Annotated in this window: 12 protein-coding genes and 1 riboswitch; of the genes, 8 read left to right on the forward strand and 4 right to left on the reverse strand. The window is 45.6% G+C overall.

Going from position 1 to position 13,903, the window contains the following annotated elements:
• Nucleotides 1–33: 33 nt before the first annotated feature.
• Nucleotides 34–1,047 carry a porphobilinogen synthase gene (hemB, locus tag M1L23_RS06270; RefSeq protein ID WP_252626373.1) on the forward strand — a complete coding sequence of 338 codons (1,014 nt, stop codon included), beginning with the start codon at nucleotides 34–36 and terminating at the stop codon, nucleotides 1,045–1,047.
• A gap of 2 nt (nucleotides 1,048–1,049) precedes the next feature.
• On the opposite strand, the gene M1L23_RS06275 is transcribed toward hemB, so the two are convergent.
• Nucleotides 1,050–2,552, reverse strand: coding sequence for a Ppx/GppA phosphatase family protein (locus M1L23_RS06275; RefSeq protein WP_252626374.1), 1,503 nt, complete (start codon nucleotides 2,550–2,552; stop codon nucleotides 1,050–1,052).
• Nucleotides 2,553–2,569: 17 nt separating this feature from the next.
• Complete coding sequence (gene rhlB / locus M1L23_RS06280) at nucleotides 2,570–3,838, reverse strand: ATP-dependent RNA helicase RhlB (protein ID WP_252626376.1); 1,269 nt, start codon at nucleotides 3,836–3,838, stop codon at nucleotides 2,570–2,572.
• A 140-nt stretch (nucleotides 3,839–3,978) separates the two neighbouring features.
• On the opposite strand from rhlB, the gene trxA reads away from it, so the two are divergent.
• The 7 genes from trxA to M1L23_RS06315 all read left to right on the forward strand — a co-directional run bounded on the left by trxA (nucleotide 3,979) and on the right by M1L23_RS06315 (nucleotide 11,925).
• Entirely contained in the window at nucleotides 3,979–4,305 is a 327-nt protein-coding gene (gene trxA, locus M1L23_RS06285) for a thioredoxin TrxA (protein WP_252626378.1), read from the forward strand.
• Between the two features lie 273 nt (nucleotides 4,306–4,578).
• The gene (gene rho, locus M1L23_RS06290) at nucleotides 4,579–5,835 is read left to right on the forward strand and encodes a transcription termination factor Rho (RefSeq protein ID WP_252626380.1); all 1,257 of its coding nucleotides are present in this window, start codon (nucleotides 4,579–4,581) and stop codon (nucleotides 5,833–5,835) included.
• A 57-nt stretch (nucleotides 5,836–5,892) separates the two neighbouring features.
• Nucleotides 5,893–7,365, forward strand: coding sequence for a 4-hydroxy-3-polyprenylbenzoate decarboxylase (ubiD, locus tag M1L23_RS06295; RefSeq protein ID WP_252626382.1), 1,473 nt, complete (start codon nucleotides 5,893–5,895; stop codon nucleotides 7,363–7,365).
• Complete coding sequence (fre, locus tag M1L23_RS06300) at nucleotides 7,358–8,062, forward strand: NAD(P)H-flavin reductase (RefSeq protein ID WP_252626384.1); 705 nt, start codon at nucleotides 7,358–7,360, stop codon at nucleotides 8,060–8,062. The genes ubiD and fre overlap by 8 nt, the downstream gene beginning before the upstream one ends.
• An 82-nt stretch (nucleotides 8,063–8,144) precedes the next feature.
• A riboswitch (TPP riboswitch) is annotated at nucleotides 8,145–8,243 on the forward strand.
• 61 nt (nucleotides 8,244–8,304) lie between these two features.
• Nucleotides 8,305–10,458 carry a TonB-dependent receptor gene (locus M1L23_RS06305; protein ID WP_252626386.1) on the forward strand — a complete coding sequence of 718 codons (2,154 nt, stop codon included), beginning with the start codon at nucleotides 8,305–8,307 and terminating at the stop codon, nucleotides 10,456–10,458.
• Nucleotides 10,459–10,475: 17 nt separating this feature from the next.
• Nucleotides 10,476–11,048 carry a nicotinamide riboside transporter PnuC gene (pnuC, locus tag M1L23_RS06310; RefSeq protein ID WP_252626560.1) on the forward strand — a complete coding sequence of 191 codons (573 nt, stop codon included), beginning with the start codon at nucleotides 10,476–10,478 and terminating at the stop codon, nucleotides 11,046–11,048.
• Nucleotides 11,049–11,052: 4 nt separating this feature from the next.
• On the forward strand, nucleotides 11,053–11,925 hold the full coding sequence (locus tag M1L23_RS06315) for a phosphotransferase (protein ID WP_252626388.1): 873 nt from the start codon (nucleotides 11,053–11,055) through the stop codon (nucleotides 11,923–11,925).
• A 24-nt stretch (nucleotides 11,926–11,949) separates the two neighbouring features.
• On the opposite strand, the gene M1L23_RS06320 is transcribed toward M1L23_RS06315, so the two are convergent.
• The gene (locus M1L23_RS06320; protein ID WP_252626389.1) at nucleotides 11,950–12,753 is read right to left on the reverse strand and encodes a flagellin; all 804 of its coding nucleotides are present in this window, start codon (nucleotides 12,751–12,753) and stop codon (nucleotides 11,950–11,952) included.
• Between the two features lie 95 nt (nucleotides 12,754–12,848).
• Nucleotides 12,849–13,772, reverse strand: coding sequence for an oxygen-dependent tRNA uridine(34) hydroxylase TrhO (trhO, locus tag M1L23_RS06325; RefSeq protein WP_252626390.1), 924 nt, complete (start codon nucleotides 13,770–13,772; stop codon nucleotides 12,849–12,851).
• Nucleotides 13,773–13,903: the final 131 nt, after the last annotated feature.

Consider the following 13,903-nt stretch of genomic DNA (forward strand, 5'->3'; position numbering starts at 1 on the left):
GTCGGCCGTAATATTTAACTATAGGACACAATAATGACCTTTCCTTATGCAGGGTTTCCGTACCGCCGTATGCGCAGAATGCGCCGGCATTCTTTTAGCCGCCAGCTAATGGCGGAACACACACTGACCGCCGCTGATTTAATTTACCCAGTATTTGTTTTACCGGGCAGCGGCCAGCGTGAAGCTGTGCCTTCTATGCCAGGGGTAGAACGGTTGTCTATCGACCTTCTAGTTGAACTGGCCAAAGAAGTTCATAGCCTGGGTATTCCTGTGTTGGCACTCTTTCCAGTTACTCCGCAAGCGGCCAAAAGTGAATTGGCTGAAGAAGCGTGGAACCCAGAAGGACTAGTACCGCAAGCTGTTAAAGCATTAAAAGCAGCAGTGCCAGAGCTTGGTATTATGACGGACGTGGCTCTCGACCCTTACACTATTCATGGCCAAGACGGAATTCTTGACGAAACGGGCTACGTGTTAAACGACGTAACAACAGAAGCCTTGGTTAAACAAGCCCTTTGCCATGCGGTAGCCGGTGTGGATATTGTTGCCCCTTCAGATATGATGGACGGGCGCATTGGTGCAATTCGTGAAGCCTTGGAAGAAATAGCTTACGTTGACGTACAAATTATGGCTTATTCAGCGAAATATGCTTCGGCGTTTTATGGTCCCTTCCGCGACGCGGTGGGTTCTGCAGGTAACTTAAAAGGTGCCGATAAAAAAACCTACCAAATGGATCCAGCCAATAGCGACGAAGCTTTGCATGAAGTTGCCCTTGATCTTGAAGAAGGTGCCGATATGGTTATGGTAAAGCCAGGTATGCCGTATTTAGACGTAGTGCGCCGAGTAAAAGACGAGTTTAAAGTACCAACCTTCGCCTACCAAGTAAGTGGCGAATACGCCATGTTAATGGCGGCAGTAGAAAATGGTTGGTTAAGTGAAGACGCCATTGAAGAAGCTTTACTTGGTTTTAAACGAGCAGGTGCCGACGGTATTCTTACGTATTTTGCCGTATGGATGGCAAAGCGTTTACAACAACGTAACGCTAAATAAACTTATTCAAGACTTACATTCTCACGTAACTGAAGGCCGCCGAAGCTCTGCTGAAAGCGGCTTTCTTCGTTGAGCAGATCGGCTAAATAAGGATTTGTAGCTAGGAAATTGGCAGGCAAATGTAAAATAAGCATATTGGTGTTGTTGTTATCAAAACTAAGGCTGCAGTTTGGCATGGCGTCGTTGCGGCGGCGTTGGCAGCAAATAATGCTTAACCTTAAAATGCGACTTAAAAGTGCCATTGGGGCAGTATCGGGTAGTTTTTTTGGTAGGTTATCGTCATCGATAATGCCGGTAACAGCTTCTAATAGCGACAATAAAGAAGATCTTTGTCGTAATGTGAAGCCAGGCAAGTCGGTGTGCTTTAATAAGTAACGGCTGTGCTTACCAGCGTGTTTGTAGCTTAGACTTTGGCCTATTTCATGCAAAAAAGCGACTGCTCTCGATAAGGCCTTTGACGACTTAGGAAGGGCTTCTGCCATGCCCACACCGCTACTAAGCTGAGTATAAAGCTTTATAACCCGTTCTGTTTGGGTTACGTCGGTTTGATAATGTTCAGCTAAACTTTTTAAGGTTCTTAGTTGTACGTCGTTATGCTGTAAAGACGTAAGCATGCTGTAAATAAGGCCTTCACGTAAGGCTGCCTCAGTGGCTTCTACATATTTTAAATTCAACTGCCGAAATAAGGCGATTAAAATACACAAGCCGGGTAGCAACACTAAGGCCCGGTCGGCTTTTAAACCTTCGATGCTTATATGGTTTAAATTTTCAAAGAGTAATATTTCGTCGAGTAAGCTTTCTAGCCAAGGCAAACGAAAACGTTGGCTTAATTGACGTTGCAAAGCGATGTCTTGTAATGCTTTAAAAGTACCCGAAGCGCCGACTACGCGGGTTTTCTGTGACCGAACAAACAAAGCTTGGTGGGGGGCAATCAGCTGCTCAGCATCACCAATAGCACGCTCGACATTTTGTTTGGTAATAACCCCTTGTGGGAAATAAGCTGTTTTCCAAGTAACGCAGCCCATGTCTAAGCTAAGCGTATGGTGCGACTGGAAACCACTACCAATAGCAATTTCAGTACTAGCGCCACCAATGTCGCACACCATTAATTGTGACCGGGCTGCCGAAGTATGGGCTACCCCTTGGTAAATAGTTTCGGCTTCATCTTCACCGGAAATAATTTGGATAGGGTGACCAAGGGTGTCTTGCATACGAGCAAGAAAAGGGTCTTGGGGATTAATTTTACGTAGTGTGGCAGTGCCAACGGCACGAATGTTTTCTGGAGCAATATCGCTAACCCGATCGGAGAATATAGCTAAGCAGTCAAGAGCTCGTTGGTGAACGTTGGGGTTTAAAGTACCGTCGCTGCGTATACCTTCAGCTAGCCTTATACGGCGCTTGATTTTAGCAATAATTCGAACTGAGCCAGCTACAACTCGAACGATAAGCATGTGAAAGCTATTGGAGCCAAGATCGATCGCTACATAATACTGGTTAGATCGCATTGGCTCCGAGCCTCTTCTTAATTACGCTTATGCTGCCTTGGACCGCTAGAGCGACGCTGAAAGCTTTGACCACTTTGCATTCGGCGCTTGTGCGGAATATGTGGCTTTTTCACGTCGTTTAGTAGGGCTTCAGCGTTGTATTTACTAACCGGAATTGCGTGACCAATATAGTCTTCAATACCAGGTAAGTTATAGACATATTCTTCGCAGGCTAAGCTTATAGACTTACCGCTTGCACCGGCACGGCCTGTACGACCAATACGGTGTACGTAGTCTTCGGAATCGTCGGGTAAGTCGTAGTTATACACATGGCTTACGGCGGGAATGTGCAACCCACGGGCGGCTACGTCGGTAGCTACTAAAATATCAATTTTGCCTTGGGTGAAGTCGTCGAGAATTTTCAAGCGCTTACGCTGTGGTACGTCGCCAGTAAGCAAGCCGACGCGGTGTTTATCGGCAGCTAGCCAATGGTATACCTCGGTACAGGCATGTTTTGTATTACAAAACACAATAGCTTTATCGGGCCAATCTTCTTCGATTAGCGTCAGTAAAAGCTTAATTTTGTCAGGCTTGCTTGGGTAAAAAAGCTCTTCTTCTATGCTTGCGCCAGTCATTTGTTCTGGCTCTATTTCAATCGCAGTGGGGTCGTTCATTTGCTCGTAAGCAAGTTCACGTACACGGAAAGACAATGTTGCTGAAAACAAGAGATTCAAACGGTCTTCGGCAGCAGGCATTTTACGCAACATATAGCGTACGTCGTCGATAAAGCCAAGGTCGTACATGCGGTCTGCTTCGTCGAGCACCACCACATCAATATTATCGAGTTGAAACACGCCTTGCTTATAATAGTCAATAAGGCGCCCACAGGTGCCCACAACAAGGTCAACGCCTTCTTGCAGTTCAGCGCGCTGGGCTTCATAGCCTTCGCCACCATAAACCACAACCGACTTAAGGCCACAGCTTTTAGCAATTGTTACTGCGTCGTTATGTATTTGCACGGCAAGTTCACGGGTAGGAGCCATAACCAGCGCACGTGGCTGTGTTGAACCTTCAATACGTTTGGGGTGAGTCATAAGGTGATTGAAAAGCGCAACAAGGAAAGCAATGGTTTTGCCCGTACCCGTTTGCGCCTGCCCTGCTACATCTTTGCCTTGTAACGCAACAGGAAGGCTCATCGCCTGAATAGGCGTGCACTGTGTGTAGCCGAGTTTATTCAAAGCATCCAACACATGTGGATGTAAACCGAGCTCGGCAAACTTAGTTTCTGTTAAGTGTTTATCTGTCATAGGTAAATCATATCAGGTTTGCTCTTGCATTAGAAAACAGAAATGCTTCTAATATAGCTAGTTGAGTATCATAAAGTGATATCATACCTGTGTAGCTAATTTATGCACAAGCAACGAATGCAATTAAGCGGAGATGTAACATGAGTGACAATATTGTTCAGCTGAGTGACGACAGCTTTGAAACCGAAGTAATCAATGCTGATCAACCCATATTAGTCGATTTTTGGGCTGAGTGGTGTGGTCCGTGCAAAATGATTGCACCTATCCTTGACGAAGTGGCTGCAGAGTTTGCCGGCAAATTAAAAATTGGCAAGCTAAACGTAGACCATAACAACCTAACGCCACCGAAATACAATATTCGCGGAATTCCAACGCTGCTAATGTTTAAAAATGGTGAGGTGGTAGGAACAAAGGTAGGCGCCTTATCTAAAACCCAGCTGGCTGAATTTATCAAAGAGCATATTTAAACCCGTTACCTTACTAGGGTTATAAAATCACACCGCAGCACCTAACTGCGGTGTTTTTTCATTGAAAGTGGTGAAAAACTGGACGCACCGCCAAATAGATGTTAATTTTAAGATTGTCAGCACTTCTCTGGCTTCTATAAACTTTCCCTGAAGCCATCTGAACAATAGATAATTCCGAATACAAACCGCCCTTGGGGCTATCGTACTAAACGAAACCCTGGGTATTTTATTAAAAACTACACAAGAACCCCTTAAATAACCAGCCTACCGCTTATGAATCTAACTGAACTGAAAAATAAATCTGTCAACGACCTCGTCGAACTTGCCGCAAGCATGGGGCAAGACAACATGGCCCGTCTGCGTAAGCAAGACATTATATTCGCTATTTTAAAAGCGCACGCGAAAAGCGGTGAAGACATTTTTGGCGACGGTGTGCTAGAAATTCTTCAGGACGGCTTTGGCTTCTTACGCTCTAGCGATTCTTCTTACCTTGCTGGGCCAGACGATATTTATGTCTCGCCAAGCCAAATACGACGCTTCAATTTGCGCACCGGCGACACGGTCGCAGGGAAAATTAGACCACCAAAAGACGGTGAACGTTATTTTGCCCTCCTCAAAATTAGCGAAGTAAACTACGACAAACCAGAAAACTCCCGTAATAAAATCCTCTTTGAAAACCTAACACCACTGCACGCCAACGAGCGTATGGTTATGGAACGTGGCAATGGTTCAACGGAAGACATTACAGCACGTATTCTTGATTTGGCCTCACCCATTGGTAAAGGCCAGCGTGGCTTAATAGTAGCGCCACCAAAAGCAGGTAAAACGCTTTTGCTACAGAATATTGCTCAGTCAATTGCGGCTAACCACCCCGACTGTAACTTAATGGTGTTGCTAATAGACGAGCGACCAGAAGAAGTAACGGAAATGCAACGCTTAGTGAAAGGTGAAGTCATTGCTTCAACCTTCGACGAGCCTGCTAGCCGTCACGTGCAAGTGGCAGAAATGGTGATTGAAAAAGCCAAGCGTTTAGTTGAGCACAAAAAAGACGTGGTTATTTTGCTCGACTCTATTACCCGTTTGGCACGTGCTTATAACACGGTTATTCCAAGCTCAGGTAAAGTACTTACCGGTGGTGTCGACGCCAACGCGTTGCACAAACCGAAGCGTTTCTTTGGTGCAGCTCGTAACGTGGAAGAAGGTGGTAGTTTAACCATTATCGCTACGGCGTTAATCGACACGGGTTCGAAAATGGACGAAGTTATTTACGAAGAGTTTAAGGGTACCGGTAACATGGAACTTCACCTAAACCGTAAAATTGCTGAGAAGCGCGTTTTCCCAGCCATCGACTTCAACCGTTCAGGTACACGTCGCGAAGAATTGCTTACCACTCAAGACGAATTACAGAAAATGTGGATATTGCGTAAAATTGTTCATCCTATGGGTGAAATTGAAGCAATGGAGTTTGTTATCGACAAATTACAGATGACAAAAACTAACGACGAGTTCTTTGAGTCGATGAAGCGTTAGAAGTAATTTGTGGATCAGTTATAATGCCGCCTCTACACACTAGTGGCGGCATTTTTTATGAAGTACCGAGATTTACGCGATTTTATTGCCTTGCTTGAACAGCGCGGTGAACTGAAGCGAATTCAGCACGAAATCGATCCTTACTTAGAAATGACAGAAATTGCCGACCGGACCCTTAAAGCCGGCGGGCCTGCGTTGCTGTTTGAAAACCCAAAAGGCCATTCTGTTCCCGTATTAGCCAACTTGTTTGGCACCCCCGAACGAGTAGCTTTGGGTATGGGCCAAACCGACGTTGCCGCTTTGCGCGAAGTGGGTAAATTACTAGCCTACTTAAAAGAGCCAGAGCCCCCTAGCGGCATTAAAGACGCCTTTAGTAAATTACCACTGCTGAAAAAAATACTCAGTATGTCGCCTAAAGTATTAAAAAAAGGGCCATGCCAAGAAGTGGTTATTGAGGGCGACGATGTGGACCTATATAAAATACCTATTCAAACTTGCTGGCCAGGCGATGTGGCGCCCTTACTTACTTGGGGTTTAACCATTACCCGCGGACCGCTTAAAAAGCGCCAAAACTTAGGAATTTATCGGCAGCAGCTGCTAGGCAAAAACAAGCTAATTATGCGCTGGCTGAGCCACCGTGGTGGTGCGCTAGATTTTCGTGAGTTCTGTAAACAACACCCGGGACAAAAATTTCCCATTGCGGTGGCACTAGGCGCAGACCCAGCCACTATTTTAGGTGCGGTTACACCGGTACCAGATACCCTTTCTGAATATGCCTTTGCCGGTTTACTTCGTGACAGTAAAACCGAAGTGGTGAAGTGTTTAAGTAATGACTTACAAGTACCTGCCTATGCGGAATATGTGTTGGAAGGTTACCTCGACCCTGAAGAAACGGCGGAAGAAGGGCCGTACGGCGATCATACCGGTTATTATAATGAAGTGGACACCTTTCCGGTGTTTACTGTAACTAAAATAACCCACCGGAAAAGCCCAATTTATCACAGTACTTATACGGGCCGGCCGCCAGACGAGCCAGCCATATTGGGCGTAGCACTGAATGAAGTGTTTGTACCAATATTACAAAAGCAGTTTCCTGAAATAGTCGACTTTTATTTGCCGCCTGAAGGGTGCTCGTATCGTATGGCAGTGGTTACTATTAAGAAAAGTTACCCTGGCCATGCCAAGCGTGTGATGATGGGAGTTTGGTCGTATTTACGGCAGTTTATGTACACTAAGTTTATTATTGTATGCGACGATGACGTAAATGCCCGCGACTGGAAAGACGTAATTTGGGCCATGACGACACGTATGGACCCAGTGCGAGATACTACTTTTGTTGAAAATACCCCAATTGATTATCTTGATTTTGCTTCGCCAGTTTCAGGTTTGGGCTCGAAAATGGGTATGGATGCAACCAATAAATGGCCAGGTGAAACCGAGCGGGAATGGGGTGTTCCCATTGTGATGGATGAAAACGTGGTGCAACGCGTCGACGATATTTGGCAGGAATTAGGAATTTTTAATGAGTAATCCGACATTAACATGTCAGGTCAGTTTAATTGAGCCACTGACACCTTTTGTTTTTAAGGTTCAACTAACGCCTCCTGAGCCAGTTAATTTTGTGGCTGGTCAATATATTACGGTGGTGATGGATAAGGACGACTTTCGTGCTTTTTCAATTGCCTCTACGCCGTCGCAAGGGCATGTTATTGAACTGCATATTGGTGCGACACCAGAAAACCCCTATGCTTGGGAAGTTATGCAACGCTTGCAAGCCGAAGGCGAAATTACTATTACAGTTCCCGCTGGAACGGCGGGCTTACGAGAAAGTGAGCGGCCACTTATTGTTTTGGCTGGAGGTACTGGTTTTTCTTATGCTTGGTCCATTGCGGCAGCACAGCTAGAAACCCAATCGCAACGAAATGTGTTGTTTTACTGGGGTGGCAAAACTTTAGCCGACTTATATAAACACGAAAAATTACTCGCTTTAGAACAATCAGATTCACGTTTTCATTATTTTCCGGTGTTAGAAAAAACCCCAGAAAATTGGCAAGGCCACCAGGGCTTGGTGCATTTAGCCGTATTGGCCGACCATGACAATTTATCGGGGTTTGATGTGTATGTGGCTGGCCGTTTTGAAATGGTGCGAGTAGTGCGAGATGACTTTTTTAAACATAAACTGCCGGAACAGCAATTGTTTGGCGACGCATTAAGCTATCTAGAGTAGTAAGTTAACATAGCGTATTAAGCTAAACTTGGCAGACACGCGGCGATTTAGGTATACTCCGCCGCGACGTTTCCATGAAGTGTCATTACCAAAGGGGTGCCGAAAGGCTGAGATGCAGTATTGCGAACTCTTTGAACCTGATCCGGTTAATACTGGCGTAGGGATTGGTAATTTAGATAAACCAATACGACGGATAACCGGATCTCATCTTTTTTCTCGGCATTTAAAAAGAAGAGATCCAAATGAAAAAATTAACTTCGAATAAAACCTTCACAAAAAAAATTCCAGTTGCGCTATTTGTTGCCACTAGCCTTTCTGTAGGCTTCATTAGCACGGTTGCCTTTACCGCTACGGCAGCCGAAGACGAGCAAGCAACAGCTATTGAACGCATAGTTATTACTGGCAACTTTCGCCCGCAGGGCATTGAAGACGTGCCTGCTAGTGTTAGCGTACTTAGCAGCAACGACATTCAACAGCGGAACGCTGAACACCTAGAGCATGCATTAGCCATGGCACCAAACGTGAATTTAGCCTCGGGTGCTTCCCGTGCCAGCTTTATTCAAATTCGTGGCGTAGGCGAGCGCAGCCAGTTTGTTGACCCTATTAATCCTTCGGTAGGTTTAGTTATCGACGGCATCAATTATAGCTCGCTAGGCACTGCCGGCACCTTGTTCGATATTGGCCAAGTGGAAGTGTTCCGCGGCCCACAAACTACCCGTTTCGGTGCCGACGGCATGGCAGGTATGATTTATTTAGGTAGTACACCAATTAGCGACTACAGAGATGGCTTAGCCGAGCTAACCCTAGCTAACTATAATAGCTATGCTGGCGGTGTGGCCGCTACGCATCGGTTTAATGAAGCATTTTCAGCACGGCTAAGCGTGTACCAGCATGTAAGCGACGGCTTTATGGAGAACGTTTTTCTAAATCGCAAAGACACACAAAACCAAGACGAACTTACTTTGCGTTTGAATAGCCATTGGCGCGTTAGTGATCACTGGGATGCGTTTTTAACTTACCATCGCTTCGATATTGATAACGGTTACGATGCATGGTCGTTGGATCAAGATCGCACCACCTTGTCTGACACGCCAGGCCGAGACACCCTCGACAGCCATGCGGGGCGTGTGAAGTTAGTGTACAGCGGCGCCGAAGCATATACGGCCGAGCTAAGTGTATCGATGCTAACGGCAGACTCTATTTATGAATATGATGAAGACTGGGCTTACGAAGGCATTCGCCCGGGTTGGGAATATAACTCCTTCGACCAATACCTACGGGCTCGGGATCAATGGGAAGTTGAAACCCGCTTGTTATCGGCTACACCAATTAACCTATTTGGCAACGATACGGACTGGATTGTTGGCGTTTACTGGCAGCAGCGTGAGCAAGATTTAGAGCGTAACTATGGTTCTAAAAACGGCCCGTTTACCAGTAGCTACGACACCCGCAACCAAGCCATTTACGGCGAGCTTGGCCAGCACCTTAGCCAACGTTTGAAAGCTTCCTTAGGGCTTCGCTACGAACGCTACAGCAACACTTACAGTGATAGCCGTAGTATTAATGCAACGCCTGAGAAAGCAGCTTGGGGTGGCCGAGCCAGTTTAGAATACGCGCTAGCAACTACAGGCTCGATATTTACCAGTGTGGCCCACGGTTTTAAAGCCGGTGGGGTAAACGGTGAAGCCTTAGGCCGTGTTGAAGAGAAAAAACTTGAGCAGTTCCGTGACTTTTTAGAATCAAAAGCGGTATTTGCTCCAGAACTGCTCACTACCTTTGAAGTAGGTTACCGTGCTTTTATACCAGCACAAAGCTTACGTTTTGAGGCCACTGCCTTTTACAGTTGGCGTGACGACATGCAAGTAAGCGCTTACGTGGAACAAGCAGGAGTGTTTGTGTCTTATTTAGATAATGCTTCTGCAGGGCGTAACTGGGGGCTAGAAGCGACACTCGACTATATGCCAACCGACCAATTACGTTGGTTCGCTAGTTTAGGTTGGTTAGGTTCAGAATATCGGCATTTAATGTTGCAAGACGGCACTAACTTAACTGGCCGGGAACAAGCCCATGCGCCCAATTACCAAGTGCATACTGGGGTTGAATGGCAGTTCAATGACGCCTTAAACCTACGTGTAGAAGTAGAGGCAAAAGATAGTTTTTTCTTTTCTAATAGCCACGACCAACGGGCAAAAGCGCAGCAACTAGTGCATTTGCGTTTAAACTACAACTGGCAAAATTGGCAGTTTAGCGTGTTTGCCCGTAATCTATTCGACCAAGATTACGCAACGCGAGGCTTTTATTTTGGTAACGATCCGCGCGACGAATATACAGCGAAAAACTATGTACAGTATGGCGAGCCTAGTCGTGTTGGTGTAACTGCACGGCTACGCTTCTAGGAGCCAAAAGTTTGGATATGTTTCTAAGTATTGAAACGGTCGCTGTTGTCCTTGGTGTGCTTTATGTAGTGCTTGCCATACGCCAAAACCCATGGTGTTGGCCGGCGTCGGCATTAGGTGCGGCTATTTATATGGTACTGTTTTTTGAAGGGCGGCTCCTTATGGAGTCGCTGCTTCAATTGTTCTATATATTTATGGCAGGCTATGGTTTGTGGGTTTGGCGTTATGGCGGGCAGAGCGCCACACCATTAAATATTACTCAGCGGTCGCTTAGGTGGCATGGGAAAATATTAATTTTTATTTTACTCGCCACAGCAGCGACTAGTTTATTTTTACAGCGCTACACCAGTGCTGACGCAGTAGTAATAGACAGCTTAACTACCATTGCCAGCTTAGTAACAACATGGATGGTTACTCGTAAAATTGCAGAGAATTGGCTTTATTGGGTTGTGATTAACGCCATATACGTTTATCTTTTTGTCAGCAAAGGATTTTACCTTACGGCGCTGCTGTATACGCTATTCTTAGGTATGGCAATTTACGGGTATATGTCTTGGAAAAATCAATCGACTCATACAGAAGGTGGATAACCTCATGCAAGGATTTCCCTGGTGGAGCCTAGAGCACTTACCAGTAAGCGGTAGCTGGAAGGTAGAAGATGTTGGCGCACACTTATCAAACCGAACTTGGCTGATAACCAATAAAAAAAATGGTGAACAAGGCGCTGCTACGAAGGCGCAGTACTTAGTGAAGCAGTTTCGCCATGGACAAGAATTTGGCCGCGACAGCCAACGAATGCTGGCTATAGACAATTATGTAGCAGAACAAGGCATGGGACCACGCATTGCATTTGTTAATGAAGAAAAGGGGGTCGTAATTTATGAGCATTTAACTAACCCTTTACAGCTTAGTATTGATGACAATGAAGAGCGCATTCAGCAAATGGCCCAAACGATTGCCCGAATTCATCAATTATCTCCGGCGCTAGAAAAAGTAACCCTGCGCTCGAAGCTGGAGCGATATTGCAACGCACTAGCCACTTACAAGCCAAACGATGCAGCTCGTATGCGTGAAGATATAGAGTCATACCAAGCACTTTTTGCAAAATGTGAGGAAGAACCACAACTGTTTTGTCACAATGACATGTCTATGGATCATGTTTTTGTTACACCTGAAATAAAAGTGATTGATTGGGAATATGCAGGCTATAACCACCCAGCTATGGACATAGCTATGGCGGTGGTAATGAACGATTTTCATGATGACGAAATAGACTGCTTTCTGAATGAATATAATTCACATTCGAGCTACAAACTTAACCGAGATGACTTGCCCGACTGGCTACGAATAGTGGCTTTGGTGAATCGTATATGGTTTAAAGTGCAAGAAGCTATTACAGCAGCCGCTACTGCGGCCGAAGAGGCTGACGAAAGTGAGGAAGTTGAAGAAAAGGTGATGAACTCTTAGTTCAACACCTTTTTTAATGAGGCTTTAGCCTAGTATGGACAGCACCAGCTCATTTTGTGCAGTTGCTTGACCTTGCATGGCTACAGCAGAGTTTTGCAATATTTGATTCCGAATACTGCTTGCTGTGCCCATGGCATAATCAAGATCTTGCATGCGCGAGCGGGATGCTTGGGTGTGAACGTCGGTTTGCGACAAGTTACGTGCGGTTGCAGAAAAGGCGTTTTGTTGAGCACCAAATTCAGCCCGTTGGGCCGCAATAGTTTCGCTTACTTGGTCTAGCTCGTTAAGAAAGTTATCGCGGGCATCGGGGTCGGTTAAGTTAACATTATCTAGCACACTTAAACCTTGTTGACGCACATCGCGTAGCTGCACACTCATAGTGTCGCCAGCGCCGCTGCCTACCTGAAAATTACGAGTTTCGTCTTTGGTTAGTAAAGACTGCCCAGCAAATTCAGTACGTTCAAGGGTTTGCCCAATATTAGCGCGCAGTTGTTCCACTTCGCCTTGTAAAGCTTGGCGATCACTGTCTGTTAATGCGCCATTGCCTGCTTGCACAGTAAGTTCACGAATGCGGCTTAGGTCGTCACTCACGTTTGCTAAGCCCCCCTCAGCAACACCGAGCATAGAAATGCCGTCGTAGGCATTACCTAATGAGCGTTGATATGCTTGGCTTTCTGCTGTTAAACGTTCAATTGTTTGCGAGGCTGCAGCATCGTCGGCGGCTGTTTCTACCCGTTTGCCAGAAGCCAATTTACGCAAGTTGTCGGTTTGTTCTTGCTGTATTTGTTGCAGCAAGCTTTGTGGTTTACTTGTGTTATCTATACGCATTCAATCACCCCCTACAGTGTTAATTGCTTTAATTAAGTATACGCCTAAATATTAAATATGTTCAAACTTTAGCCGTATAACTTATTTGGCATAAACTACAGCTGTTCTACACGGCCGTCGCGAATATGTTTCTCGCCCCGGGCCTTGGCTAGCTGTACTTGGCGCTCGCGCTCAGCAAAACGCTCTTTTTGCGTGGCTGTGGTTTTATCAAAGCAATGAGGGCAACTAACACCTTTCACATAATGCTCAGAGGCTTTTTCTTCTTCAGTAATAGGCATGCGGCAGGCGTAGCATTGGTCGTACGAGCCTTGTTCAAGACCATGCTTAACAGTAACGCGTTGGTCAAACACAAAACATTCGCCGCGCCACAAACTTTCTTCTTCTGGCACCTCTTCTAGGTATTTAAGAATACCGCCTTCTAAATGATAAACCTCGTCAAAACCAAGGCCTTTCAAATAAGCCGTAGACTTTTCACAACGAATACCGCCGGTACAAAACATAGCTACTTTTTTATGTTTTTTCGTATCTAGGTGTTGCTCTACATATTCTGGAAACTCACGAAAAGAAACGGTTTTAGGATCAACAGCACCTTCAAATGTACCTACCGCCACTTCGTAGTCGTTGCGAGTGTCAATTAATAATACTTCAGGGTCTTGAATAAGCTGATTCCATTCTTGTGCTGGAACATAGGTGCCAACAATGTTTTTTGGATCTACCCAGTCTACCCCTAAGGTAACAATTTCTTTTTTAAGTTTTACTTTCGTGCGATAAAACGCCTGTGTGTCGCTGATAGACTCTTTATGCTCGAGGGTAGCGAAGCGAGGATCGCTCTTTAAGTGGTTTAATACAGCGGTTACGCCTTCATGGCTACCACAAATAGTGCCATTTATGCCTTCGCGAGCTAACAGTAGCGTGCCTTTCACCTGGTGCTTAATCATAGTGTCGTACAGCGGCTGCTTTAATTTTTCATAGTTGTTCAGCTCGACAAATTTGTAGAGTGCTGCGCAAATATATTGCATGTTGCATTACCTTTTCTGCTGCCTGAAGCGTAAATTCAGTGCGGTTAAAATCGGTGGCAGTATATCGAATAATAGGGTTAGAAACAAAAAAGCCAGAGCATTAACTCTGGCTTGTTCGGTTGAATGCATGC

The organism is Aliidiomarina quisquiliarum (assembly GCF_023922585.1).
Taxonomy (GTDB): Bacteria; Pseudomonadota; Gammaproteobacteria; order Enterobacterales; family Alteromonadaceae; genus Aliidiomarina; species Aliidiomarina quisquiliarum.